At 70.2% G+C, this 24,251-nt stretch carries 24 protein-coding genes; 6 read left to right on the top strand and 18 right to left on the bottom strand.

All coding sequences use genetic code 11. The features are described from left to right. Positions 1-14 precede the first annotated feature (14 nt). The 15 genes from ACQPWZ_RS30600 to ACQPWZ_RS30530 form a co-directional block, all read right to left on the bottom strand. Complete coding sequence (locus tag ACQPWZ_RS30600; protein WP_433572953.1) at positions 15-542, bottom strand: hypothetical protein; 528 nt, start codon at positions 540-542, stop codon at positions 15-17. Positions 543-556: 14 nt separating this feature from the next. Beyond that, positions 557-1,210 (bottom strand): hypothetical protein, encoded by a 654-nt coding sequence (locus ACQPWZ_RS30595; protein ID WP_433572952.1) that lies wholly within the window; start codon positions 1,208-1,210, stop codon positions 557-559. Beyond that, positions 1,207-1,731: a hypothetical protein gene (locus ACQPWZ_RS30590; RefSeq protein WP_433572951.1), complete on the bottom strand. Its 525-nt coding sequence runs from the start codon at positions 1,729-1,731 to the stop codon at positions 1,207-1,209. Before ACQPWZ_RS30590 ends, ACQPWZ_RS30595 begins: the two co-directional genes overlap by 4 nt. Then, positions 1,724-3,019, bottom strand: a complete 1,296-nt coding sequence (locus tag ACQPWZ_RS30585) for an MCE family protein (RefSeq protein WP_433572950.1) — start codon at positions 3,017-3,019, stop codon at positions 1,724-1,726. Before ACQPWZ_RS30585 ends, ACQPWZ_RS30590 begins: the two co-directional genes overlap by 8 nt. Then, positions 3,019-4,125, bottom strand: coding sequence for an MCE family protein (locus ACQPWZ_RS30580; RefSeq protein WP_433573890.1), 1,107 nt, complete (start codon positions 4,123-4,125; stop codon positions 3,019-3,021). The genes ACQPWZ_RS30585 and ACQPWZ_RS30580 overlap by 1 nt, the downstream gene beginning before the upstream one ends. Positions 4,126-4,196: 71 nt before the next feature. Next, positions 4,197-5,306: an MCE family protein gene (locus ACQPWZ_RS30575; protein ID WP_433572949.1), complete on the bottom strand. Its 1,110-nt coding sequence runs from the start codon at positions 5,304-5,306 to the stop codon at positions 4,197-4,199. Further along, positions 5,303-6,343 carry an MCE family protein gene (locus ACQPWZ_RS30570; RefSeq protein WP_340476493.1) on the bottom strand — a complete coding sequence of 347 codons (1,041 nt, stop codon included), beginning with the start codon at positions 6,341-6,343 and terminating at the stop codon, positions 5,303-5,305. The genes ACQPWZ_RS30575 and ACQPWZ_RS30570 overlap by 4 nt, the downstream gene beginning before the upstream one ends. Then, a complete protein-coding gene (locus ACQPWZ_RS30565) occupies positions 6,340-7,371 on the bottom strand; it encodes an MCE family protein (RefSeq protein WP_433572948.1) in 1,032 nt (343 codons plus the stop codon). Before ACQPWZ_RS30565 ends, ACQPWZ_RS30570 begins: the two co-directional genes overlap by 4 nt. Then, a complete protein-coding gene (locus ACQPWZ_RS30560) occupies positions 7,368-8,606 on the bottom strand; it encodes an MCE family protein (RefSeq protein WP_433572947.1) in 1,239 nt (412 codons plus the stop codon). The genes ACQPWZ_RS30565 and ACQPWZ_RS30560 overlap by 4 nt, the downstream gene beginning before the upstream one ends. Further along, the gene (locus ACQPWZ_RS30555) at positions 8,603-9,406 is read right to left on the bottom strand and encodes an MlaE family ABC transporter permease (RefSeq protein WP_313942988.1); all 804 of its coding nucleotides are present in this window, start codon (positions 9,404-9,406) and stop codon (positions 8,603-8,605) included. The genes ACQPWZ_RS30560 and ACQPWZ_RS30555 overlap by 4 nt, the downstream gene beginning before the upstream one ends. A 4-nt stretch (positions 9,407-9,410) precedes the next feature. After that, the gene (locus ACQPWZ_RS30550) at positions 9,411-10,241 is read right to left on the bottom strand and encodes an MlaE family ABC transporter permease (protein ID WP_433572946.1); all 831 of its coding nucleotides are present in this window, start codon (positions 10,239-10,241) and stop codon (positions 9,411-9,413) included. Next, positions 10,238-11,224 (bottom strand): ABC transporter ATP-binding protein, encoded by a 987-nt coding sequence (locus tag ACQPWZ_RS30545; RefSeq protein WP_433572945.1) that lies wholly within the window; start codon positions 11,222-11,224, stop codon positions 10,238-10,240. The genes ACQPWZ_RS30550 and ACQPWZ_RS30545 overlap by 4 nt, the downstream gene beginning before the upstream one ends. A 293-nt stretch (positions 11,225-11,517) precedes the next feature. After that, positions 11,518-12,516: a hypothetical protein gene (locus ACQPWZ_RS30540; protein ID WP_433572944.1), complete on the bottom strand. Its 999-nt coding sequence runs from the start codon at positions 12,514-12,516 to the stop codon at positions 11,518-11,520. Between the two features lie 62 nt (positions 12,517-12,578). After that, entirely contained in the window at positions 12,579-14,105 is a 1,527-nt protein-coding gene (locus ACQPWZ_RS30535) for a DUF6801 domain-containing protein (RefSeq protein ID WP_433572943.1), read from the bottom strand. A gap of 82 nt (positions 14,106-14,187) precedes the next feature. Continuing rightward, the gene (locus ACQPWZ_RS30530) at positions 14,188-14,829 is read right to left on the bottom strand and encodes a hypothetical protein (protein ID WP_433572942.1); all 642 of its coding nucleotides are present in this window, start codon (positions 14,827-14,829) and stop codon (positions 14,188-14,190) included. Positions 14,830-15,534: 705 nt separating this feature from the next. Here ACQPWZ_RS30530 and ACQPWZ_RS30525 point away from each other — a divergent pair. After that, positions 15,535-16,764 carry a helix-turn-helix domain-containing protein gene (locus tag ACQPWZ_RS30525; RefSeq protein WP_340476485.1) on the top strand — a complete coding sequence of 410 codons (1,230 nt, stop codon included), beginning with the start codon at positions 15,535-15,537 and terminating at the stop codon, positions 16,762-16,764. Between the two features lie 78 nt (positions 16,765-16,842). Here ACQPWZ_RS30525 and ACQPWZ_RS30520 read toward each other — a convergent pair whose 3' ends face one another. Continuing rightward, entirely contained in the window at positions 16,843-17,490 is a 648-nt protein-coding gene (locus ACQPWZ_RS30520) for a ThuA domain-containing protein (protein ID WP_383232865.1), read from the bottom strand. 40 nt (positions 17,491-17,530) lie between these two features. Beyond that, positions 17,531-19,513, bottom strand: a complete 1,983-nt coding sequence (locus ACQPWZ_RS30515; protein WP_433572941.1) for an AMP-dependent synthetase/ligase — start codon at positions 19,511-19,513, stop codon at positions 17,531-17,533. Between the two features lie 218 nt (positions 19,514-19,731). Between ACQPWZ_RS30515 and ACQPWZ_RS30510 the strand changes: the two genes are divergently transcribed. The 3 genes from ACQPWZ_RS30510 (at position 19,732) to ACQPWZ_RS30500 (ending at position 21,789) form a co-directional block, all read left to right on the top strand. Next, positions 19,732-19,989: a hypothetical protein gene (locus tag ACQPWZ_RS30510; protein WP_313942995.1), complete on the top strand. Its 258-nt coding sequence runs from the start codon at positions 19,732-19,734 to the stop codon at positions 19,987-19,989. Between the two features lie 124 nt (positions 19,990-20,113). After that, positions 20,114-20,575, top strand: a complete 462-nt coding sequence (locus ACQPWZ_RS30505) for an SCP2 sterol-binding domain-containing protein (RefSeq protein ID WP_433572940.1) — start codon at positions 20,114-20,116, stop codon at positions 20,573-20,575. Between the two features lie 2 nt (positions 20,576-20,577). Continuing rightward, positions 20,578-21,789, top strand: coding sequence for an acyl-CoA dehydrogenase family protein (locus tag ACQPWZ_RS30500; protein ID WP_405574150.1), 1,212 nt, complete (start codon positions 20,578-20,580; stop codon positions 21,787-21,789). A gap of 132 nt (positions 21,790-21,921) precedes the next feature. Here the strand turns inward: ACQPWZ_RS30500 and ACQPWZ_RS30495 are convergent, their stop codons facing one another. Next, positions 21,922-22,905, bottom strand: a complete 984-nt coding sequence (locus ACQPWZ_RS30495) for a GlxA family transcriptional regulator (protein ID WP_433572939.1) — start codon at positions 22,903-22,905, stop codon at positions 21,922-21,924. Positions 22,906-23,104: 199 nt separating this feature from the next. Between ACQPWZ_RS30495 and ACQPWZ_RS30490 the strand changes: the two genes are divergently transcribed. Together ACQPWZ_RS30490 and ACQPWZ_RS30485 are read left to right on the top strand one after the other, a co-directional pair. Further along, entirely contained in the window at positions 23,105-23,761 is a 657-nt protein-coding gene (locus ACQPWZ_RS30490) for a DJ-1/PfpI family protein (RefSeq protein WP_433572938.1), read from the top strand. Further along, positions 23,758-24,204: a hypothetical protein gene (locus ACQPWZ_RS30485; RefSeq protein WP_340476476.1), complete on the top strand. Its 447-nt coding sequence runs from the start codon at positions 23,758-23,760 to the stop codon at positions 24,202-24,204. Before ACQPWZ_RS30490 ends, ACQPWZ_RS30485 begins: the two co-directional genes overlap by 4 nt. Positions 24,205-24,251 lie beyond the last annotated feature (47 nt).

The raw sequence follows: 24,251 nt of genomic DNA, 5'->3' as shown, positions 1-24,251 counted from the left end.
CCGGGGTCCTCTCGTCACTCGGCCGCGGTGTTGCCGACGGGTGCCTGACCGAGGGCGCTGAGCTTCCAGCCCTCGGGCGTACGGGTGAGCTCGCCGAGCATCCGGCTTTCCTTCCGCGCGGGCTTGCCGGTGGGGGCGGTGACCGTGATCCGCAGAGCCACCAGCACGCTCGCCCGCCCCGCGCGGTCGTCGAGTTCGGTGACCGCGCCGGACAGCACCTGGGCGCTCGTGACGGTCTTGGCCTGCTGGATCTGCTTCTCGAACTGGCCTCGTCCGGCGGTGAGTTGCTTGCGCAGCTCACCCGTGGCCGAGTCCTCCCAGGAGTCGAGGCCCCCGTCGACGTCACGGTGGTCGAGGGTGTTGAGATTGAGCACCGCCTGCTCCCCCGCGGTCAGTACGCGGTCCCGTTCCCGCGCGTACGCGGCGGAGTCGTCGTGCGCGGCGGCGTACCAGGACCAGCCGCCCCAGCCCGCGAACCCGGCCGCCACGACCGTCAGCGCGAGCGCCGCGGCGAGCAGCGGATTCCTCCTCGTCCCTGCCATGGTCCTGTCCCTCCCTATCGGGATGCGATGTCGACGATCTGCCAGCGTCCGCCGCGGAGTTCCGCGGTGACGGACAGCTGGGCGGCGGCGGTGGCCGGCGGCTTGCCGCGGCGCTCGGCGACCTGGTCGAGGAAGACCAGGAGGTGGGCGCTGTGACCGGTCAGCCGGGTCACCCCGGCCCGTACGACATGGGTGGTGAGTGTCAGCTTCTGCTCGGCCGCCCGTTTCTCGACCTGGCCGAAGAGCTCTCCGTACTGGCGGGCGGCTTTCCCGGCGAGGAGGCCGCGGGCGGCCTGCCGGGTCGTGTCCGTGCCGGCCGGTGTGTAGGAGAAGACCTGGGTGAGCGCACCGCTGACGTCCTCGATCACCTCGGTGGTGGCCGCGGTGTCGGTCAGCGCGCGGTTGCGGGCGGCGGGTGTGTCGTTCAACCGTGCGGTGGCGAGGAGGAATGCGGCGCCGCCGAGTACCAGCACGAGCAGGAGGGCGACGACGGCGAGTGTGCGGCGGCGGAGGACGGCCGGCGAACGCTGCGGGCCCGCGTCCGGCTGCGTGCCCACCTGCCCCTCCGGCCCCGCTTCCGGCCTCGCTTCGGCGTTCGTGCCCGCCTCCGGCCCCGTCTTCGCCTGCGTCACTTCTTCCGCTTCCGCCTGTGCCGCTTCGCTGTTCATGCGCCACCCACCGGGACCGCGCTCAGCGACTGGACCTTCCAGCCGTCCGGGGTGCGGGCGAGGACGGCCTCCAGCCGTTTGCGCTCGCTGCCGGTCGCGGCACCTGCCGTGACGCCTGCCACGGCTGCCCGTTCGACGCGGACGGTGGCGATCAGTTCGGCGGTACCCGCCCGGGTGTCGAGGGCGGTGAGCGCCGCGTCGGTGACCGTGGCGCGGGTGGTGGTGCCCTTCTGCGCCTTCACCCGCTTCAGCTCGTCGTGGAGCGGGCCGGTCGAGGCATCGAGCCACTCCTGCCGCCCGGCGGCCGGATCATCGGCGTCGAAGCTGGTGAGCCGGACGATGTGCTCCTTGGCATCGGCCAGCACTTCGTCGCGCGATGTGGCGTGGGCGAGGGAGCCGTCGCCGCGTGACTGCCCGTACGACCATGCGGAGACGGCGCAGAACAGGACGGCGAGGACGGCCACAGTCCCCGACACCACGCGTCCGCGCTGCTCCGCGAAGGATCGCCCCGTCCTAGTCATCGCCCGCCTCCAGTCCGAGAAGCCCGCCGAGGCCGGGCGGGGTGCCCGCGACCGACGGCAGTCCGAGCAGCCCCGGAAGGCGTTCGGCCGCGGAGCGGGCTGTGCCTGCTCCGTCGGCTCCGTCGGTCCCGGCGGCCGGCGGAAGCAGGGAGCCGGGTACCGCGGGGTCGGGCACCGCGCCGCCGCCGGGGGCGTTCGCGCTGCCGCGGACGTTCACTCCGCTGCCGGCCGGCGAGGTGCAGCGTGCCCTGGTGTTGAGTGCCGCGGCGGGTGAGGTGTCGAGGCCATTGCGATAGGCGGTCCCGCCGTATCCGGCGGTGCACGGCAGCGGTTCGAAGAACGTCACCGCCATGCCGAAGCGGGCTCCCTGGCCGGTGATCGCGGTCGATCCGGCGGCGGCCACGGCGGGCAGCTGGACCAGCAGTTCCTCGATGCCGCGCTGCCGGGTGACCGCGACCTGGGAGGTGGTGAGCAGATTGGCGACCACCACCCCGAGAGCCGGGTCGAGATCGCGCAGGAGGCCGCTGATCTGGCCGGCCGCGTCGGGCGCCGCGGCGATGAGGCGCCGCAGATCGGCGTCGGACCCCTTCAGCTGTCCGGCGAGCTCCTTCGCCCCCGTCGCAAAGGACTTGAGGGCCTGTCCCTGCTCGGTCTGGGTGCGGAGCACGGTCTCGCTGTCGATCATCAGCCGCGTGGTGACCGGGAGCGCCCGGTCGGCCGCGCGGACGAAGTCGTCGCCGCTGTCCAGCAGCACCTGGAGGTCGTCGCCGCGTCCGCTCAGCGCGGCACCGAACTCGTCCACGACCGTGCGCAGCGACTCCGTGTCGATGGAGGAAGCCAGGGCGTCGACGCTGGTGAGGACGTCGGTGACCGGCGCGGGGACGCGGGTGTCGCGTTGTGCGACGACCGCGCCGTCGCTCAGGTACGGGCCCGCGTTGTTCCTCGGCCGCAGATCGATGTACTGCTCGCCGACCGCGGACAGACCGGCGACGACGGCTTCCAGGTCGGCAGGGATGGGCGGTGCCGAGTCCTTGATACGGAGTTCGGCCTCGACGCCGTCCTCGCGCAGCTCGATGGGACCGACCCGGCCGACCGACACTCCGCGGTAGGTGACGTCGGAATGGGTGAAGAGACCGCCGGTGTGCGGGAGTTGGACGCGCACGGTGTAGTGGTCCTGAAGTCCCGCGTACCGGCCGAGGTCGGCGTAGCGGATGCCGACGAAGCCGAGCACGAGGACGGCGACGACCAGGAAGGCCACGTTCTTGAGGCGCGTGGCGGTGGTGAGCATCAGCGGCTCCCTTCCGCGGTCGTGGCGGGGTCCGTCGTGGCGGGCTTTGTCGTGGCGGGGTCCGTCGTGACGGGTGGAAGGGGCAGAGGGAGCGCCGCGTCACGGCCCCTCCGCGCGGGCGCCTGCGCCCCCGGGGGTGTGAGCTCGGGGATGATCTGTGTGCCGGGGACCGCCGCCACGTTCAGATAGACGTTGAGGTAGTCGCCCTTCACTCCGCGCAGGACCTCGTCGGTGAACGGATAGGTCACCAGCACCTGGAGCGAGTCGGGCAGGGCCTTCCCCGAGTCGGCGAGCGCCTTCAGCGTCGGCCCGAGTGCCTTGAGGTCGGCGATCGTGTCGGCCTTGCTCCGTTTGACGGTGTCCACGGCGACGTCGGACAGGGTGCCGAGGGCGCGCAGCATGGTGAGGAGGGAGCCGCGCTGCTGTTCCAGCACGGACAGGCCGGGGCTCAGTCCGGTGAGCACCTGGCCGACCTGTTGCTTGCGGGTCGCGAGGGTGGCGGCGAGCCGGTTGACGCCGTCGAGGGCGGCGGTGATGTTGCCCTTGTTGTTGTCGAGGCTCGTCACCAGGGTGTCGATCCGCTTGAGCACGGAGGCGACTTGGGGTTCGCGTCCGCCGATGGCCTTGTTGAGTTCGGTGGCGATGGTCTTGATCTGGTTGATGCCGCCGCCGTTGAGCAGCAGCGACAGCGCTCCGAAGACCTCTTCGACCTCGGGGTTGCGGTTGGTGCGGGCGATCGGGATGGCCGCTCCGTCCGCGAGGTTGCCCGCCGCCGCCTGGGTGGCGGCCGCCGCCCGGGTCCTGGCGGGCGGCGGTGAGAGCTGGATGTACTTCTCGCCGAGAAGGCTGGACTGTTCCAGGTGGGCGTAGGCGTCCGCGGGCAGTTCCACGTCGCCGTTGATGCGCATGGTGACCTTCGCGGACCAGTCCTGGGAACTGAGGGTGATCCCGGTGACGCGGCCGACGGCGACGTCGTTCACCTTGACCGCGGACTGTGGCACGAGGCTGAGGACGTCCTCGAACTCCGCGGTGACCTCGTAAGGATGGCTGCCGAGGTCGGCACCGCCGGGCAGCGGCAGCTGCTCGATGCCCGACAGCTCCGGCATCGAGCAGCGGGAGGCGGTGAGCCCGAGGCCCAGGGCGAGCGCGGTCAGCGCGGCTGCCGTGCGCGTGTTCCTCACCGGGAAGCCCCCCGACGCTTGTCCGGGGTGCCGTAGACGGTGCCGACGGGCGGCAGCGGCAGACCCGGCAGGGCCTTCTGCCGGTTCGGCGCCACGGGCACCAGGCCGGCCAGTGGATTCGTACCGTCGGGGGTGACGAGATCTCCGCCGTAGCTGAGTTCGTTGATGTCGGCGCGGCCGTTGATGGTGCGGTGGACCGGGTCGTACGCGGCCATCAGGTTGCCGGCGGCGAGAGGCGCGGTGTCCATCGCCTCGGCGAGTGAGGCGCGCTGGTCGACCAGGGTCCGGGTCAGCGGTACGAGGGCGTCGACGTTCTTCTGGAGCCCGGCACGGTTCTCCTTGATGAAGCCCTTCACCACGCCGAGCGCCTTGCCGAGCTCCTTGAGAGCGGCCGACAGGTTCTCCTTGTCATCGGCCAGGAAGCCCGTGACGGTGGCGAGTTGCTGTTCGGCCTTGGCCACCGTGCCGTCGTTCTTCTTGAGCATGGCGGTGAAGGACTGGAGGTGTTCCAGGGTGCCGAACAGGTCGCCGCTGCTGCTGTCGAGCGTGCGTGCCGCTTTGCCGAACTGTGCGACGGAGTCGCCTATCGCCTTTCCGTTGCCGTCGAGGTTGGCGGCGCCCGTGTCGAAGAGACGCGCGAGCGCGCCGTCTGCGTTCGCCCCCTTGGGCCCGAGTGCGGTGCTGAGTTCGGTGATCGACGCGTAGAGCTGGTCGACCTCCAGTGGCATGGCGTTGCGCTCTGAGGGCAGGACCGCTCCGTCCTCGAGCCGTGCGCCGCCGCGGTAGGCGGGGGCCAGCTGGATGTAGCGGTCGGCGACGACGCTGGGGGCCACGACGACGGCGTGGGCGTTCGCGGGGACCTCGACGTCGCGGTCGAGCAGCAGGGTCACCCGCACCTGGTCCCCCACCGGTTTCACCGTGTCGACCGTGCCCACCTTGACACCGAGGACCCGCAGGTCGGAGCCCTCGTACACACCGGTGGCCCGGCTGAAGTAGGCGGTGACGCGGGTGGATTCGGCTTCCTTCAGCGCCATCGCCCCGGACACTCCCGCGACGGCGATCACCGCGAGCCCGGCGGTGATCCCGACGATCCGGCGGAGGTTCATGAGGCACCGCCTGAGGGCTTGGGCGGCATGCATCCGGTCGTGGGAGGCGTGCCGGGTGGCAGATAGTTCCGCGGGACGAGGCCGCAGAGGTAGTTGTCGAACCAGCGCCCGCTGCCGAGGGTGTTGCCGACGAGCCGGTAGTACGGTCCGGCGAGCGCGAGGGTCCGGTCGAGGCTCGTGCGGTTCTTCAGGAGCACCCCGGTGACCTTGCTCAACGCGGCCAGAGTGGGGGCCAGTTGCTGTCGGTTGTCCTCGACCAGCCCGGAGAGCTGGATCCCGAGGTTCTTGGTGCCGGTGAGCAGCAGATGGATGGCGTCGCGCCGGGCCTGGATCTCACCGAGCAGCAGGCTGCCGTCCTCCAGCAGGATCTCGAAGCTGCTCTTCTTGCCGTCCAGGGTGCGCGAGAGCTGTCTGCTGCTCTTGAGGAGCGCGGCGAGCTGGGCGTCGCGCTGCGAGACGGAGCGGGAGAGTGCGGAGAGCCCGGTCGCGGCGGTGCGCACGTTCGGCGGGGAGTTCTTGAAGGTCGCGGAGATCGTCTCGAAGCTCTTGGCGAGCTGCGCGGTGTCGATCTTTCCGATGGTCTCGCCCAGTCCGTTGAAGGCCTGGGTGACGTCGTACGGGGAGGTGGTGCGGCTCGCGGGGATGCGCTCGGACGGGTTCTGGCCGGTGGTCCCGAGTGGGTCGACGGCCAGGTACTTCTGCCCGAGCAGCGTCTTGATGGCGATGGCGACCGTGCTGGAGTTGCCGATCCAGGCGTCCTCGACCCGGAAGCCGACGGCCACCCTGTCGCCGTCGAGACCGACGGAGGTGACCTCGCCGACCTTCACCCCCGCGATGCGGACCTCGTCGCCGTCCGTGAGTCCGGCGGCCTCGGTGAACTCCGCCGTATAGGTGGTGCCGCCGCCGACGAGGGGCAGGGAATCGGCACGGAACGCCGCGAGGCCGAGCAGCGCGAGGACGAGGAGTCCGACGAGGCCGACGGCGACCGGGTTGCGTTCCCTGATGGGCTTGATACGGCCGGGCATAGTCATCCTCATCCCTGGCACCTCGGTTCGCTGATCCCGATGCCCGTGGGCGGTGTGCTGCCGTCCGACGTGGTGACGCCGCTGACCTTCGCCTCGCAGAGATAGAGGTTGAGCCAGGACCCGTACGAGGCGAGCCGGGTGAGGGCCTGCATCTTGGCGGGCGTCTTCTGCAGGAAGTTCTCGATGGCGGGGCTGTTGTCGCCCAACTGCCGAGAAAGACGGCCGAGTTCCCGGATGTCATTCTTGAGCGGCGCACGGCCGTCCGTCAGCAGGTCCGCGGTGACGGTGGTGAGTCCGCCCATGGCGACCACGGCCGCGCCGAGGGGCTTGCGGTCGCCGGAGAATCCGCTGACCAGTCGCTGGAGTGTGTCGACGAGCTGGTCGAACCCCGCCTCGCGGTCGTTGACGGTCTTGAGCACGATGTTGAGGTTCTTGATGACCTGACCGATGACCTGGTCCTTGCCGGCAACGGTCGTCGTCAGGGAACCGACGTGCTTCACCAGGCTGTCGACGGTGCCCCCGTCGCCCTGGAGGACGGTCACGATCGAGGAGGCCAGATCGTTGATCTCGTTCGGTGACAGCCCTTCGAAGAGCGGCTGGAAGCCGTTGAAGAGCTGAGTGAGGTCGAGCGCGGGTGTGGTGCGCTTCAGGGGAATGGTGTCGCCGGCCGCCAGGTACTGTCCGACAGGGCCCGCGCCCTGGTCGAGGTCGATGTAGCGCTGCCCGACCATGTTGAGGTACTTGACCGAGGCGGTCACCGAGACGGGCAGCTTGCGCCCCTCGCGGACGCTGAAGGAGACCTCGGCCTCGCGGCGGTCGGCGACTCTGACGGACTCGACCTGGCCCACCTTCACCCCGGCGATCCGTACGCTGTCGCCCTCGATCAGTCCGGTGACATCGGTGAACCGTGCCGTGTACGGGGCCGTGTCGCCGACCCCGGTGTTGGCGATGCTGACGGCCAGGACGGTGGTGGCCAGCACGGTGACCACGATGAAGACGACCGACTTCACCAGCGGTCCGGCGATGCTGCGGCGCTTCACTTGAGCGTCACCTCCGTGCCGCGGTAGACGGGCCCGGTCAGGACGCTGCTCCAGTCGGGCAGGTCCCGCGGCGCCTTCTTCAGTTCGGGTGCCATCAGTTCGTTGACGAGCTGGTTCTCCTGGGGCGAGTTGGGCAGGCCGAGGCTCGGTGCGGCCGCTTCCGCAGCGGCGGGCGCCGGTGTGCCGTTGTAGGGCACGGCGTAGCAGTGCGGTCCGTCGCCTCCGTCGTAGACGGGTGTGTCCTTGCCGGGCACGTACTTCCCGAGGGAGGGCACGGTGGTCAGATCGACATGGAGTCCGGGCCGGTCGGTGCCCTTCCCCAGTGCCTTGTCCATGGCGGGCACGAAGCCGGCGAGGGTGCGCAGGGTGCAGGGGAACGACGGCGAGTAGCGGGCGAGCAGCTCCAGCGTCGGGCGGCTCACCGCGGCGAGCCGGATGAGGTTCTCCTTGTTGTGGCGCAGGAAGGTGGTGAGGTCCTGCGCGGTGGTGGTGGTCGAGCCGTAGAGGCGGGCGAGTTCGGCCTGCTGTCCGGCGATGGTGCCCGTGGTGGTGGTGAAGTCGGTGAGCGCCTTCAGGACGTCCGGCGCGGCGTCCGCGTACAGGTGGCTGACCTTGACGAGGTGCGCGATGTCCCGGTTGAGGACGGGCAGTTGGGGGTTGAGCTTCTTCAGGTGCGCGTCCAGGGTGACCAGGGTGCGGCCGAGCTGGTCACCGCGGCCCTCCAGCGCCTGCGAGACGGCGGTCAGGGTCGCGGAGAGTTTCTGCGGCTTCACCGCGGTGAGCAGCGGCAGCACATGGTCGAGCACCTGCTCCAGCTCGATGGCGTTGCTGGAGCGGTCCTGGGTGATGGTGTCGCCGGCCCGGAGCGTGCGGGACGAGGGGCTGCGGGCGGGCGGTACGAGGGCGACGAAGCGCTCGCCGAAGAGAGTGGTCGGCAGCATCTGCACGGTGACATCGGCGGGGATGCGGCTGAGCCGGCCGGGGTCGATGGCGAGGGTGAGACGGGCGCCTTTGCCGTCGGCGCGGATGTCGCGCACCTCGCCGACGACGACGCCGCGCAGTTTCACCTCGGCGTTGGTGTGCATCTCGTTGCCGACGGAACCGGCGAGGACGGTGATCGTGGCGTCGTCGGTGAACTTCTTGTCGTACACGGCGACCGACAGCCACACCAGGAGGGCGGGCACCAGCAGGAAGACCACTCCGGCAAGCCTTCGGCGTAAGACGGTCGTGTTCATCCCGCCACCTTCACCGTCGTCGTCGCGCCCCAGATGGCGAGCGAGAGGAAGAAGTCGGTGACGCTGATCAGGACGATCGCGTTGCGCACGGAGCGGCCGACGGCGATGCCCACTCCGGCCGGTCCGCCTTCCGCGCGGAAGCCGTAGTAGCAGTGGGCGAGAATCACCATCACGCTGAAGATCAGCACCTTGAGGATGGAGAGCAGGACGTCGTCCGGGGAGAGGAAGAGCCGGAAGTAGTGGTCGTAGGTGCCGGCGGACTGGCCGTTGAAGACGACGGTGATCCACCGCGAGGCGAAGTAGGACGACAGCAGCCCGATCGCGTACAGCGGGATGATCGCGACGACACCGGCGATGATGCGGGTGGTCACGAGATATGGCATGGAGCGCACGCCCATGGCCTCCAGGGCGTCGACCTCCTCGTTGATGCGCATCGCGCCGAGCTGGGCGGTGAAGCCGGCGCCGACGGTGGCGGAGAGGGCGAGGCCGGCGACGAGCGGGGCGATCTCCCGGGTGTTGAAGTACGCGGAGACGAAGCCGGTGAAGGCGGAGGTGCCGATCTGGTTGAGCGCCGCGTATCCCTGGAGGCCGACGACGGTGCCGGTGAAGAGGGTCATCGCGATCATCACGCCGATGGTCCCGCCGACGACTCCGAGGCCGCCGCTCCCGAACGCGACCTCCGCCAGCAGGCGTTGCACTTCCTTGAGATAGCGGCGCAGGGTTCTCGGGATCCAGACCAGGGCCCGTACGTAGAAGGTGAGCTGGTCTCCGGCCCGGTCCAGGCGGCTGAGCACGGCCATCGGATCAGCCCCCCTTCGCGGGGACGATCTGCAGATAGACCGCCGTGAGGACCATGTTCACGAAGAACAGCAGCATGAAGGTGATGACCACGGACTGGTTGACCGCGTCGCCCACCCCCTTGGGGCCGCCGCGTGGATTGAGCCCGCGGTGGGCGGCGACGATGCCCGCGATGAAACCGAAGACGAGCGCCTTGAACTCGCTGATGTAGAGGTCGGGCAGCTGGGCGAGTGCGGAGAAGCTCGCGAGATACGCGCCGGGGGTGCCGCCCTGCATGATCACGTTGAAGAAGTAGCCGCCGAGTGTGCCGACGACGGAGACCATGCCGTTGAGCAGGACGGCGACGAACATGGTGGCCAGCACCCGTGGCACGACGAGGCGCTGGATGGGTGACACGCCCATGACCTCCATCGCGTCGAGCTCCTCGCGGATCTTGCGGGAGCCGAGGTCCGCGCAGATCGCGGAGCCGCCGGCGCCGGCGATCAGCAGCGCGACGATGAGCGGACTGGCCTGCTGGATGACGGCGAGCACGCTCGCACCGCCGGTGAAGGACTGCGCGCCGAGCTGCTGGGTGAGCGAGCCGACCTGGAGGGCGATGACCGCGCCGAACGGGATCGAGACGAGGGCGGCGGGCAGGATGGTGACACCGGCGATGAACCAGAACTGCTCGATGAACTCCCGCACCTGGAAAGGCCGGCGGAAGATCGCCCGGGCGACGGCGAGCGCGAGCGCGAAGAGCCTGCCGGTCTCGCGCAGCGGTGCGAGCGCCTTCAGCGGGGGTCGCGGGGTCGGCGGCCCGGGCGGCGCGGCGGGCCTGGCCGGGAGCTGGGCGGTCACCTGGGCACCCCGCCGCCGGCCGGGGCGTAGCTGCGGGCGATCGCGGTCCGAGCTGCTTCGGGCAGCCGGTCCATCATCGCCAGCACGCGTTCTCTGCGGCGCTGCACGGCACGGCGCTCGGGCAGCCCCGGTGACGGTTCCAGCTGGGGTACCAGCGGGCGCGGCCCCGCCGCGGCGGCGCTGCCGAGGGCGCGCTGCTCCATCGCCAGCGTCGCGGCGTCCTTCTCCTCGGACATCCCGATCGGGCCTTCGCGGCGGCCGCTGAGGAACTGGGCGACGACGGGTTCCTCGCTGGTGAGCAGCACTTCCCGCGGGCCGAAGGTGACGAGATTGCGCCGGAACAGCATCCCCATGTTGTCGGGAACGGTGGCGGCGATGTCGAGATTGTGGGTGACGATCAGCATGGTCGCGTCGATCTGGGCGTTGAGATCGATCAGCAACTGGGAGAGATAGGCGGTACGCACGGGATCGAGTCCGGAGTCGGGCTCGTCGCAGAGAATGATCTGCGGGTCGAGAACGAGCGCGCGGGCGAGCCCGGCCCGTTTGCGCATTCCGCCGGATATCTCGCCGGGCAGCTTTTCCTCTGCCCCGACGAGGCCCACCATGTCCATCCGCTCCATGACGATGCGGCGGATCTCGGACTCCCTTTTGCGGGTGTGTTCACGCAAGGGGAAGGCGATGTTGTCGAAGAGGGACATGGAACCGAAGAGTGCGCCGTCCTGGAACATCAGGCCGAACAATTTGCGTGTCTCGTAGATGTCCCTTTCGGAACTGTTCACCATGTCCACGCCGTTGATGAGGACCCGTCCCCGCTCGGGCTTGAGAAGCCCGATGATCGACTTGAGGAACACGGTTTTCCCCGTGCCGGAAGGCCCCAGCATGACGCTGACTTCGCCGGCCGGCAGAGTGAGCGTGACATCCTGCCAGATGTTCTGTTTGCCGAAGGACTTCGTCAGTCCGTCGACCACCACTTCGATTCCCATCTCACCTCCTGCGTGTGCTCACGACGTGACAGGGGTGCGCCGAGGGCGCACGTTAAGTTGAGCTGTGGCACGAGGACAAGTGCCTGGACGGTCCCGTGATCGGTGAATTCCCGGGGTGCTGAATTGCTTGTCATGCGGTGACAAGTTCCGGCCGCCGCGTTGTGGAGTTGTGCGCAGCCACGGTCGTCGCGGTGGCCGTCGGTCGCAGTCGCAGTCGCAGTCGCAGTCGATGGTGGCCTCGCGGCCCAGGGGGGCCGGAGCCGCGAGGCCGGTCCATTCGGGAAAGCCGTCGCTCAGGGAAGGACGGCGGAGTGCCAGTGCCGCGACAGCACCTTGCCGGCGTCCGGCTTCACGGTGCCCGGTGCGGTGAGGCCGCCGCTGAAGGTGGAGGCGTTGTCGAGCGTCAGGCGGTTGTTGCCGGACGGCGAGGGCAGCCCCGTCTTCAGGTCGATGGCCCCGTTGAGGATGCCGAACAGGCCGCATCCGTTGGCCTTCGGCACGGAGAAGGCAGTGTCCCCCTGGCTGTTGCCGGTGAGGGCGAACCGCAGCATCGCGCCTGCCGTGTTGGGCGTTCCACCCGCGTCGAAGCGCTGTACGGCGACGGCGGGTGCGGTCGTGTTCTGCGGCCGCAGCACGATGGGGTCGGCGGCGGAGCCGATGTAGCACTGCGAGCCCAGGAACGGGTTCTGCAGTCGTATCCGTACCGGCAGCTTCACGATGGGCTTGCCGGTGGTCAGTCCCGAGGTGAGGCTGAACTCCGTAGGTGTGCCCGCCGATTCCACGGTCGCGGTGACCTTGTTGAGGGTGCTCTCGGTGAGCTGCCGGCAGATCTCGCTGACGACCGGGATGTCGCTGGGACACATGAGGCCGAGCAGTCCGCCGGGGATGGCCGTCGGTGACCCGACGAGAGCGCCGCCGGCGGGCGGCACCACGGTGAAGGTGCCGGTCGCCGTCTGCTGCACCACCCCGAACTGGAGATCGTTGGGGCCGGTCGTCGCGGTCGTCTTGCCCAGCTTGATGGAGCCGCCGGGTGACTGCGAGGACACACAGGTGGCGACCGTGGCCTGGCCGTCGGCGGCGAGCATCGCGGGGTCGTCGACCGGGCAGCGGGTGAACGGCGCCCAGTGGCCGTTGAGTTGTACGGGAGCGGATGCCGTCACCGGCGGCTGCTCGCTCACGGGCTCGGCCGCGCTCGCGGGCCCCGCGGTCAGGGGTACCGCCACGAGGAGGGCGGCGAGCGCGCCGCTCGCGGCGGTGCGCGTTCTGTCGGAGCTCAAGGAGACAGGTCTCATCTCTCCCTCAATCCTTTCCGGTTCTGGGGGAGTTGTGCGGTGACGTGTGCTGTGTCAGAGGGTCAGCGCTCGGGCTTCGGCACCTTGACCGGCTGGTGGTCGGGGGTGCAGTAGCGCGCGTCGGGACGGGGGTTGCCCGATGCGCAGGGGGCGGCCTGCACCTGTTTGAGGTAGTTGCCCGGCCCGGACACGGAGGAGGTGAAGAGGGGGTCGAGGTCCTCGTCCACTCCGCAGCCGCTGAACGGCGGGATGGTCATGGTGGAGGTGAGTACACCGCCGGTGACGAGCTGATAGCCGTTGCCCGGGCCCTTCAGCACCCCGGTGAGCACCACATGGTCCTTGGTGTCCTGCGCGGGATCGGGGTCCGTCGAGTACAGGGGGCCGGTCGTCCGGCAGTCGGGGCCGACGTCCAAGGGAACGCCGTTGACCTTGACGTCGAACAGGCGGAGCCGGAGCGGGACCCTGATGTGGGTGAGGCCGGAGGACTTGGCCAGCAGGATGTCCGAGTCGATGGTCATGGTGTCCAGTTGCGTGAGCTCCATCATGGCCGTCGTCGGCATGAACCCGTAGGTCAGGAAGGTGGCGGGCGCGGGCGGCATCTGGGGGCGGCCTTCATGGTCCAGGACGCCGGTCGCGTGCTGGACCAGATGCAACCCGTCGGGCTTGGGCACGATCTTCTTGGAGACGTCGATGAGCTGGGCGCAGGACAGGGGCACTTCGGATGCCGCGCGGAGCTTGGCGACGTTCGAGTAGCCCGTGATGTACGCGACCATCGCGAAGGGGTTGACGGTGTCGCCGACGCACGGGGGTGGTGCCGCGGGGGTGCTGTCGTCGTTCGGTGCGGGTGGTGCGACACCGAGGTCGCGCGGTCCGTCCGGTCGAGGTGCTCCGGTGGTGGGTGCGGGTTGCTGCTTGGTCGGGGGCGGGGCGGAGGGGCTGTCGCCGCCGGTGATCTCGACCGTGGCGAGCAGCGTCTCCCCGATCTTGTCGGGGGTGCAGGTCAGCGGAACGACGGCCGGTTCGGTGGGGGTTCCGTCCGCCCGGCGCGGTGTGAGGTCGACGGTCAGCCGGCCCGCCGTGAAGGTGAGGCCGCCGGTGTCGCCGGCCGTGACGGTGGGGACGAGCCCGGATGTGCTGAGCGCGATCTCGCCGCTGTCCGGGACGGGAACGGGCTGCGCCGCCGTGCCCGCCCAGACCGCTTCGGCCGTGTGCTCGTCCTGGGCGACGGCGACGGTGAGCCGGCTCGCGCCGGTGACCTCGGCCGCCCGGAGCAGGGCCAGTTCGGAACGGGTGGCCTCGGACAGGATCACCGTCGTGGAGACGTCCTTAGCCTGGACCGGCTCGCCCACCGCGTGCGCCTCGGGGAGGGTGGCGGCGATCCGTACCTGTATCCGTACAGGCTCCTGTCCCGCCGGGGCCTCGCAGGTGTAGGCGAGTTCGGCGGCCACGGTCTGCTCACCGTCCGCGGCACCGGCCCCGGGGACCGTGCCGGCGACGAGGATCACGACGGCGACGGCAGCTCCCCGCACGGCCGTGCGTGAACGCGCTCCCGTCGTACGGCTGCTCCTGCGGCTGCGCAGCACCTGCATGACTCCCTTCACGAGACCCGGTGGGCCCGCACGGCGGTCTGCTCTCCGCCGCGCGGTCCCGGACGGCCGCGGACGTCTTCGGCTACTCGGTGCCCACGAGGGTGGGGTGTGCCGTGCCGCCCGCGGGGGTGACCACGGTGTAGTCGCCGTTGAAGGTGGGGTGGTCACCGTCCTGGGCGATGCCCGCACAGCCGGCGCTGGCGTTGACGACCGTCAGCAGGCGGTCCGCATTGGAGACGGTCAGCACGCCGGTGGAGTTGGTGTAGGTCGCGTTCACCTCGCCCGTGACGTCGAAGGTGCAGGTGAGCACCGTGAGAGACGCGTTGATGCCGGTGAGGTAGCCGGTCGTGGTACCGGTGGCCGCGTCGTAGTCGGTGGCCTGCAACTGCCAGGCGGGGCTGGTGTCGGCGACCGGCTCCACCGGGCCCACGGGGCTGGTGCAGGGATCGGCCTCGCTGCCGAAGGCGGCGCTCGCGATGTCTCCGACATGGGCGGGATTTCCGGTGGCACTGAAGAGATTTCCGCCCGCGGTGGCGGCGGGACAGGTGAGGGGAATTCCGTTGAGGTCGAGAACGGTATTCGTCGACAGCGCCGAGAACGTCTCCGGAGAGTTCGGTCCGACGGTCCATGTCGTGGGTGCGGCAAGTGCCGGTGCGGTGGCGAGGGCAACGGCGGCTGTTGCCCCGACTGCGACTAACGCGGCCTTTCCGATCGGGTTTCGCACGGGTGGTTCCTCCGATTCGTCAGTGCGATGCATTGCTTGCGCAGGACGCGTTCCACAGCCGTGTGGGGGAAGGGCGGGACGCGACGTTGAACCCCGTTCAGTGGCGGTCGACAGGATTCAGCCAGGTACGATCTGTGACGATGCCAGACGTTACTTGCGGGAAACATCGCGCACAATCCCGCCGGTCAAGATTCTCTCGGCGCGCGTTTTTCCTCGTCCCGGGGTACGCAATTCGCGCGCACGGCTTGTCATTCGGTGCGCAATTCCCGGGTACGTACCCGGCCGGCCTCCGGGGACGGCCGACGCAAGCTGTCACCTCGGGACAGAGGGCCGCATACCGGCGGAGAACCCGTACTCCCACCGCCGCGCCGATGATCCGGCCCCACCGTACGGCGCCGCCGTCACCGTCCGTCAGCCGCCGCCTCCCCCGCGGCTATCGGGCCGCAATGGCCGGAACTTTGCTGTGCCCTCACCGGAATGGGAAGGCCTTTTACGTCGTCCGGCGTCATTCCGAGCCACTCGATCACCGCCGACAGAGAGCGTTTTCTGGCCCATGGAAACTCGTTGTGTCCCAAGTGGTGTTCAGCCCTGCGGGGTTGGTCTATCTTCGGCAGGCCGCAGTCGATGAGCGTGAGCTGCTTCCATGGCGAGCGCTTGCATCGAAACCCGACCCCCACCGGCACCGGAAAGCGAGGGGAAGCAGCCATGCCGGGAGCTGTGAATCCGTCGGACACCGGAGAGTCGCTGGGTCCGCTGCCGCAGGAGTTCGCGGCCATCATCCGGCCCGAACTGCCCAGCCTCATCAAAGAGATCGGCATCGAGGTCACCCGCGCCTATCCCGAGTACGCGCGGTTGCTGAACGGCCCGTACGGCCAGGGCATCCGGGTCGGCGTCGAGCAGAGCATCCTGGTCTTCGTCGACCAGGTCGCCGAACCGTCCGCGCCCTCCGCCCTGCGGGACGAGATGTGCCGCAGGTTCGGGCGCTACGAGGCGTACGAGGGCCGCAGCCTCGACGCGCTCCAGGGCGCGTACCGGCTCGGGGCGCGCATCGCGCTGCGCCGGGCGAAGAAGGTCGGCCGGAGCTACAACCTCTCCCCCACGATGATGCTGACCTTCGCCGACGCGCTGTTCGCCTATGTCGACGAGCTCGAAGCGCTCTCCCGCGAGGGCTACTTGGAGGTGCAGTCACGTTCCGGGGAGCAGAACGAGATCCTGCGCCGGCGGCTGCTGCATCTGCTGCTCGCCGGGCCGCCCGTACCCCGTGCCGCCATCTCGGAGCTGTCCGAGCAGACCGCCTGGCCGCTGCCCGAGTACGTCACGCTGGTCGCCCTGCGCTCCCCCGCGGTCCTGGAGCGGGCGGACATGGACAACGATGTCCTCGCCGATCTCAGCGATCCACAGCCGCACTTACTGATCCCGGGGCCTGTCGACGCCGCGCGAAGACGCATGCTGGACAGCGCTCTGTTCGGCAACCGCGCGGCCGTCGGCCTCACCGTCCCGGCCGCCGACGCACATGACTCGATCCGCTGGGCCCGGCGCACCCTGGAACTCGTCGACGCGGGCATCGTCGAGGACGGCCCACTCGCCTTCGCCGCCGATCACCTCGTGCCCCTGTGGCTGCTGTCCGACCCCGGGCTGCTCGACCAGCTCGCCCAGCGTGAACTCTCACCGCTCGCCCAGCTCACACCGTCCCGGCGCGACCGGCTCGTCGACACCCTGCGGATCTGGCTCGACACCCGTGGCACGGCAGCCCGGATGGGCGAGCTCCTCGACGTCCATCCGCAGACCGTCCGTTACCGGCTGCGCAGTCTGGAGTCGATCCTCGGCGATCAACTCGTGGACGCCGAACGGCGGTTCGCCATCGAGGTCGTCCTGCGGGCACTGGCCCTGCGCTCACGGACCGAGGGTTCGCCGGGCAGGCCCCTGGCCGGCTGACGGCTCCGGTAACCCGGCCCCGGCCCCGGCACCGGCCCCGGCACCGGCTCCGGCTCCGGCTCCGGCCCCGCCTACCCGCTACCGCCGCAGCACGGACTGCAGACCGCCGAGGAGATGGGCCCGGTAGTCGGGATCCGCGTACACCTCGGGGCTGTGCCCCAGGGCGGTGTAGAACACCCGCGCTCCGGCGTGGGTGTGACACCACGCCAGCGGGTGGTCACGGCCCATGCCGCCGCCCTCGTACGAGGCCTCGTCGGCCGAGGCGAGCACCCGCACCGCGCCTCGCGGGCTCTTGTCGAAGTCGTACCACTCGTCCGTGACGGGCCAGCGGCCGGGCAGATGCCGGGTCGCGGGGTGGTCGGCGTCCTCGACGACGACCGTCCCGGGCTGCAGCCGCGGATGGCGCACGAAGCGGGCGCCGAGGAGCCCGCCGAAGAACGGCCAACCCTCCTCGGTACAGGCGGCGGCATGCACCCCCATGAAGCCGCCGCCGGCCGCGCAGTAGGCCATCAGTCCCGAGCGGGCCTCGGGGGTGAGGACCTCGCCGCTGGTGGAGAGGAAGACCACAGCGCCGTAGCCGCCGAGCGGCCGAGCAAGGTCGCCGGCCTCCTCGGTGGCGTCGACGGCAAAGCCGTGCTCCTCGCCCAGGGCGGTGAAGGCCCGGATTCCGTCGGGTATGGACGCGTGCCGGTAGCCGGCGGTCCGTGTGAAGACCAGGATCCTCATGGACGGTATTCACTCATGAGGAGGCCGCGATCACGCGGCATCAGTCGTAGAGTGCCGCGATCTCCGCCGCGTAATCGGCCGCGACCGCATGGCGCTTGATCTTCAACGACGGGGTCAGCAGCCCGTTCTCCTCGGTGAACTCCCCCGGCACGACGCGGAATCGGCGGATCGACTCGGCCCGCGAGACCGCCTCGTTGGCGTGGTCGACGGCCCGCTGCACATCGGCGATGAGATCCGCGTCCTCGCAGAGTTCCGCGAGCGGTGTGTCCCGGGGCCGCTTGCGTACGGCGAGCCAGTGCGCGACCGCGTCCGGTTCCAGGGTCACCAGGGCCGCGACGTAGGGCCGGTTGTCGCCGACGACGATGCACTGTCCGACCGGCGGACGGCTGCGCAACCGGTCCTCCAGCACGGCGGGTGAGACGTTCTTCCCGCCTGAGGTGACGAGGATGTCCTTCTTGCGCCCGGTGATCGTCAGATAGCCGTCGTCGTCCAGGCGGCCCAGGTCCCCGGTGGCGAACCAGCCGTCGTCGAGCGCCTCGCCCGTGGCCACCGGGTTGTTCCAGTACGACCCGAAGACGATGCTTCCCTTGATCAGCACCTCTCCGTCGTCGGCGATCCGGATCGCCGTGCCGGGCACCGGCCTGCCGACCGTGCCGGGACGCGGCGACAGCGGCGGGCTGATGGTGGCGGCCGCGGTGGTCTCGGTGAGGCCGTACCCCTCGTAGATCACGATGCCGGCGGCGTAGAAGAAGAGACTGAGCCGGCGGTCGAGGGGCGAGCCGCCGCTGATCGCGTAGTGCAGTCTGCCGCCGAGTTCCTTGCGGATGCGCCGGTAGACGAGCAGGTCGTAGAGCGCCCAGGCGGCGGTGAGCCGGATGCCCGGGCCCTTGCGGGTACGGGCGTCCGGGCCGGTGCGGGTGTCAGGGCCGTTGCCGGTGCCCGTGCCCGGCCTCTCGCCGGTGCCGAGGTACCGGCCGAGGTGGGCCTCGGCGAAGCGGACGGCGATACGGTCGGCCCGCTCGAAGGACGAGCCCCGGCCGATCTTTTCGGCGGTGGCGCGTCCGGTGTCGTGGATCTTCTCGAAGAGATAGGGGACGCCGACGACGAAGGTCGGCCGGAACCTCTGGAGCTCCGGGCGCAGTTCGTCGGGCTTGATACTCGGACAGTGGCCGAGTTCGATCCGGGCGAGCAGACACGCGATCTGGATCGTCCGGCCGAGGATGTGGGCGAGCGGCAGGAAGAGCAGGGTGGAGGCGGCCTGTCCGGTGACCGCCTGGAAGACGGGATGCAGCAGTTCCACGGTGTTGGCGGCCTCGGCGTGCAGATTGCCGTGGGTGAGGACGCACCCCTTGGGCCTGCCGGTGGTGCCGGAGGTGTAGCAGATGGTCGCGATCGAGTCGGGGGTGACAGCGGTCCGCCGCTCGGTCACCTCGTCGTCGGGGAGATCGCTCCCGAGGGCGGTCAGCTCGTCGAGCGCTCCGGCGTCGATGCGCCAGGTCCGCGGTGCCCGGGGCAGCCGGCTCGCCGCCGTGGCCACGGTCGCGGCGAGGTCGTCGTTCTCCACGATCATGTGGGAGACGCCCGAGTCCTCGAGAATCCAGGCGATCTGGTCGGCGGACGAGGTGGCGTAGACGGGGACGCTCTGGCCGCCGGCCGCCCAGACGGCGAAGTCGATCACGGTCCACTCGTAGCGGGTACGGGACATGATCGCGACCCGGCCGCCGGGCTCCAGACCGGAAACGATCAACCCCTTCGCCACGGCGGTGACTTGGCGGGCGAAGCCGGCCGCGGTGACGGGCAGCCACTGTCCGTCGTCGCCCTTGCGTCGCAGGACCACCGATGCGGGTGACTGCTCGGCGTTCGCGTAAGGTATGTCGCCGGTGCTGCCGGAGGCAGGGGGCCGGGCAAGCCGCGTGGTGCGCACTTCTCGTACGACACCGTTGTTCCTGATCAACTCGACAGGAGCACGGTCGGCGAGGTCGCCGCGCTGTTTCGCCTTCTTCAAATCCTTGCGCACGCCCATGGTCGGCTCCGGTTCGCGGCTCGTGGACGGTGAGTTGACGGGACTCAGCACTTACTCGGGAGTCAACTTACCCCCGCGTAACAAGAAATCAATCAGGCGGCCGGAAACGGTTGCCGCACAGAGACATCCCCGAAGACGAACACGGAAGCTCGTCCGGTACGTATGGAGGGGTGGGACGCCGACCACCGGCACCCGACCGAAGAAGAAGGACTACACACGTGACCGCGTCGCCCCTCATCCCCGTGCCGATCCCCGACCGCGTGGCCGCGTTGATCGGATCCTGCATGCCGATCGACATCCTGCAGGCCGAGGTCGACGCGGACTGCGCCGCGCGCGAGGCGAACCGGTTCCGGGGTCCTCTGTGCAACGAGGACCGGGCCGACCGCGAGCACGCCCTCTCCGCCCTCGCCCGGGCGAACAAGATCCTCGCCGCCTACAACCCGCGGCTGGTCATCGGCCCCGGCGGCGTCCACTGATCCCACCCCTGCCCGGACGCACGCCCCCTCCACACTCCACCGCCGATGGGCGGCCCCTTGTCGACGTCACGACCGCGCGGCTACCTTACTCCGAAGTAAGCTGACTCCGGAGTAAGGACGCGTTGTGGCGGAGAACATCGGCGACGAGCTCGCCGCACTCGACTTCTCGGCGGTCTCGCCCGAGGAGTTCGCGAGGATCGTCAAGGGGCTCTCCGGCAGAGAACTCGCTGATGTGATGCAGGGCGAGCTGCGCGGGCGTGTGCTCCGCGAGGTGTTCGGGCGCATGAAGCAGCAGTTCCGTCCGGAGAACGCGGGCTCCGTCGACGCGCTGATCCGCTGGAAGATCACCGGTGAGACCGAGGAGGTCTTCGAGACCTCGATCTCGGACGGCACCTGCACCGTCCACGAGGGCCGCTCGGAGCAGGAACCGCGCACCACTCTCGTCATGGGCGACGCCGAGTTCCTCAAGCTGGTTTCGGGCAACGGGAACCCGGTGACCATGTTCATGATGCGCAAGCTCAAGATCGCCGGGGACGTGGCACTGGCCGCGGGCCTCACCCGCTACTTCGACATCCCGAAGGCCTGACCATGAGCTTCTCCTTCCAGCTCACCGAGGAGCAGCAGGACCTGCGCGACTGGGTCCACGGATTCGCTGCCGATGTGGTCCGCCCCGCGGCGTCCGAATGGGACGAGCGCGAAGAGACCCCGTGGCCCGTCATCCAGGAGGCCGCCAAGATCGGCCTGTACGGATTCGAGTCGCTGGCCGACATGTACGGGGACCCGAGCGGCCTCTCCCTGCAGATCGCCAACGAGGAGCTGTTCTGGGGCGACGCCGGCATCGGTATGGCCCTCTTCGGCACCTCGCTCGCCGTCGCCGGCATCTTCTCCTCCGGCACCCCCGACCAGCTCGCCGAGTGGGTCCCGCAGTGCTACGGCGACGAACAGGACCCCAAGGTCGCCGCCTTCTGCGTCTCCGAACCGGAGGCCGGCTCGGACGTCTCCGCGATGCGGACCCGAGCGCGCTATGACGAGGCCCGGGACGAGTGGACGCTCCAGGGCCAGAAGGCCTGGATCACCAACGGCGGCATCGCGAACGTCCATGTCGTCGTGGCCTCCGTCGACCCGGAGCTCGGCTCCCGTGGCCAGGCCGCCTTCATCGTCCCGCCCGGCACCCCCGGCCTGGAGGGCGCCCGCAAGATCAGGAAGCTGGGGCTGCGGGCCTCCCACACGGCCGACGTCTTTCTCGACGACGTCCGCGTCCCCGGCCACTGCCTGCTGGGCGGCAAGGAGAAGCTGGACGCACGCCTCGCCCGGGCGCGCGAGGGCACGACCGCCAAGTCCCAGGCGGCGATGGCCACGTTCGAGGTCAGCCGGCCCACGGTGGGCGCACAGGCCCTCGGCATCGCCCGCGCCGCGTACGAGTACGCGCTCGACTACGCCGGGAACCGGGTCGCGTTCGGCCGTCCGATCATCGAGAACCAGTCCATCGCCTTCGCGCTGGCCGACATCCGCACCGAGATCGAGGCGGTACGGCTGCTGATCTGGCAGGCCGCCTGGATGGGTCGCAACGACCGCGCCTTCGACGCGGCACAGGGCTCGATGTCCAAGCTCCGCGCGGGCGAACTGGCGGTGGCGGCGTCGGAGAAAGCGGTGCAGATCCTGGGCGGCGCGGGGTACAGCCGGGAGCACCCGGTGGAGCGGATGTACCGCGACAGCAAGATCTACACGATCTTCGAGGGGACCAGTGAGATCCAGCGTCTGGTGATCGCGAGGGCGATCTCGGGGCGTCAGATCCGCTGAAGCCTGCGGGGGCACGATGTGGGTGCCGGAGGCGGGTGCCGAACGCGCGAGGGCTGCGGTCGCGCGATGTGGTCGCCGCACGCGCGTGCCGGCTGCTGGTGAGCGGTGCGGGGTCCGGGAGATCTGCGGGTGTCAGATCCGCTGTGCGGCGGCCACCGGTGTTTCGGCCGCCGGCCCGCCGCGGAACGCGCGGCGGTACGCGTGCGGGCTGGTGCCCACCTGCCGCTTGAACCGGTCGCGGAAGGCCGTCGGTGAGCCGAACCCGACCTGTGCCGCGATCCGGTCCACCGAGTGCGCCGTCGTCTCCAGCAGATACTGCGCCTGACGGACCCGGGCCCGGTGCAGCCACTGGAGCGGTGTGCTGGCCGTCTGCTCGCGGAACCGGCGGTTCAGCGTGCGCGGGCTCATCCCGGCCCGGGCGGCGATCTCGGCGACCGTGAGTTCACGTCGCGCGTTCTCCTCCATCCAGCGCAGCACGGGCTCCAGCGCGGTGCCGTCGGGGCTCGGCGGTAGCTGATGCACGATGAACTGGGCCTGACCGCCCTCGCGTTCGAGCGGCATCACGGACAGCCGGGCCGCGTCGGCGGCGACCGCGGAACCGTGGTCGCGCCGGATCATGTGCAGACACAGGTCCAGGCCGGCGGCCGCGCCCGCGGAGGTGAGGAACTGGCCGTTGTCGACGTAGAGCACATCGGGGTCGACCTCGATCCGTGGGTGCAGCCGGGCGAGCGCGTCCGCGGCCAGCCAGTGGGTGGTGGCCCGCAGACCGTCGAGCAGGCCGGTGGCTGCCAGGACGAAGGCACCCGCGCAGACCGAGGCGATACGGGTGCCGCGGGCGGCCGCCGCCCGCAGGGCCGTGACCACATCCTCGGGCACCGGCACCGTCGGGTCGGCGCAGCCCGGCAGGATGATCGTGTCCGCCTCGGCGAGCGCTTCCAGACCCCAGGGCGCGCGCAGCGTGAACGCGCCCGCGTCGATCTCCGCCGCCGGGGCGCAGACACGGACCCGGTAGGCGGTCCGGCCGTCGGGCAGCCGGGTGCGGGTGAACACCTCGAGCGGGGTGGACAGGTCGAAGGCGATGACGCCGTCCAGGGCGAGTACGGCCACGGTGTGCATGGCCACAACCTAGGTGCTCCGCGGGTTCCGGCCAAGCGGCCCCGGGCTGCTCCCCGTATCCGTGCGTACTGAATCCCCTGCTGGCGGGAATCCGTTGGACTGTGGCATTCACGCCACTGTCGGCACTCCCGCACGGTCCATAGCGTCGTTCCGGGTCCCCGGACGGGTGCCCGGACACGAGAGACAAGGACCGGTGCCGATGCACGCCCAGATCGTTCTGTTCGACGGCTTCGACCCGTTGGACGTGATCGCCCCCTACGAAGTCCTCGGCGCCGGCGGCGCGGTTGCCGGCGGCGACCTCACCGTCGAGCTGGTCTCCGCGGAAGGCCCGCGCGATGTGCCGTCCGGCATGGGGTTGCTCTCGCTGCGGGCCATGGCCGCGCTCGACCCCGGCCGCGCCGATCTGGTGGTCCTGCCGGGCGCCGCCGGGCGTATCTCCGACGACGACGGCGAGGACACCGTCGCAGCGATCCTCGGCCGGAGCCTCGGCACCGGGCTCGCTCCCCTGCTCAGGACCGCGTGCGAGCGACGCGGTCTGACCATGGCCACCGTCTGCGGCGGCTCCCTGCTCCTCGCCATGGCCGGGCTCATCGGCGACCGCCGGGCCACCACGCATCACCTGGGCCTCGACGCGCTCGCCGAGGCCGGCGTGCACGCGATCGACGCACGGGTCGTCGACGACGGCGACCTGGTCAGCGGCGGTGGTGTCACCTCGGGACTCGATGTCGGTCTGTATCTCCTGGAGCGGGAGCTCGGGCCTCGGGTGGCGCACGCGGTGGAGCAGCTCTTCCAGTACGAGCGGCGCGGCACCGTCTGGAGCGCCCGTGGCGCCGGGCGACAGGGCGTCGCGGCGTGACCAAGTTCCTGCTCGCCGTCCATGTCCTGGCCGCGATCATCGCGATCGGTCCGGTGACCGTCGCCGCCAGCGCCTTCCCCGCCGCGGTCCGGCGCGCCGCCGCCGAGCCGGAGAGCGGGCAGGCGGTGGGTGCCGTACGCAATCTGCACCGCATCTGCCGGGTCTACGCCCTGGTGGGGGTGGTCGTACCGGTCTTCGGTCTGGCCACCGCCAACAGTCTCCATGTCCTCGGTGACACCTGGCTGATCGTGTCCATCGTGCTCACCGTGGTGGCCGCCCTCGTCCTCGGACTGCTCGTCCTGCCGGGGCAGGGCGCCGTGCTGGACGACTTCGGCGCGCTCGCCGGCTCCCGGCTCGCGATGTACACCGGCCTGTTCAATCTGCTCTGGGCGACCGTGACGGTCCTGATGATCGTGCGTCCGGGGTCGACCACCGGCGCCTGACCCGCTCCGCATCCGGCGATTCGTCCCGGGCGCGTCGGTCGAGGCGC

This window comes from Streptomyces sp. CA-251247 (assembly GCF_050952975.1).
Taxonomy (GTDB): Bacteria; Actinomycetota; Actinomycetes; order Streptomycetales; family Streptomycetaceae; genus Streptomyces; species Streptomyces achmelvichensis.
Note: the sequence above shows the minus strand (reverse complement) of the source record. Positions and strands in the feature narration are given on the sequence as shown.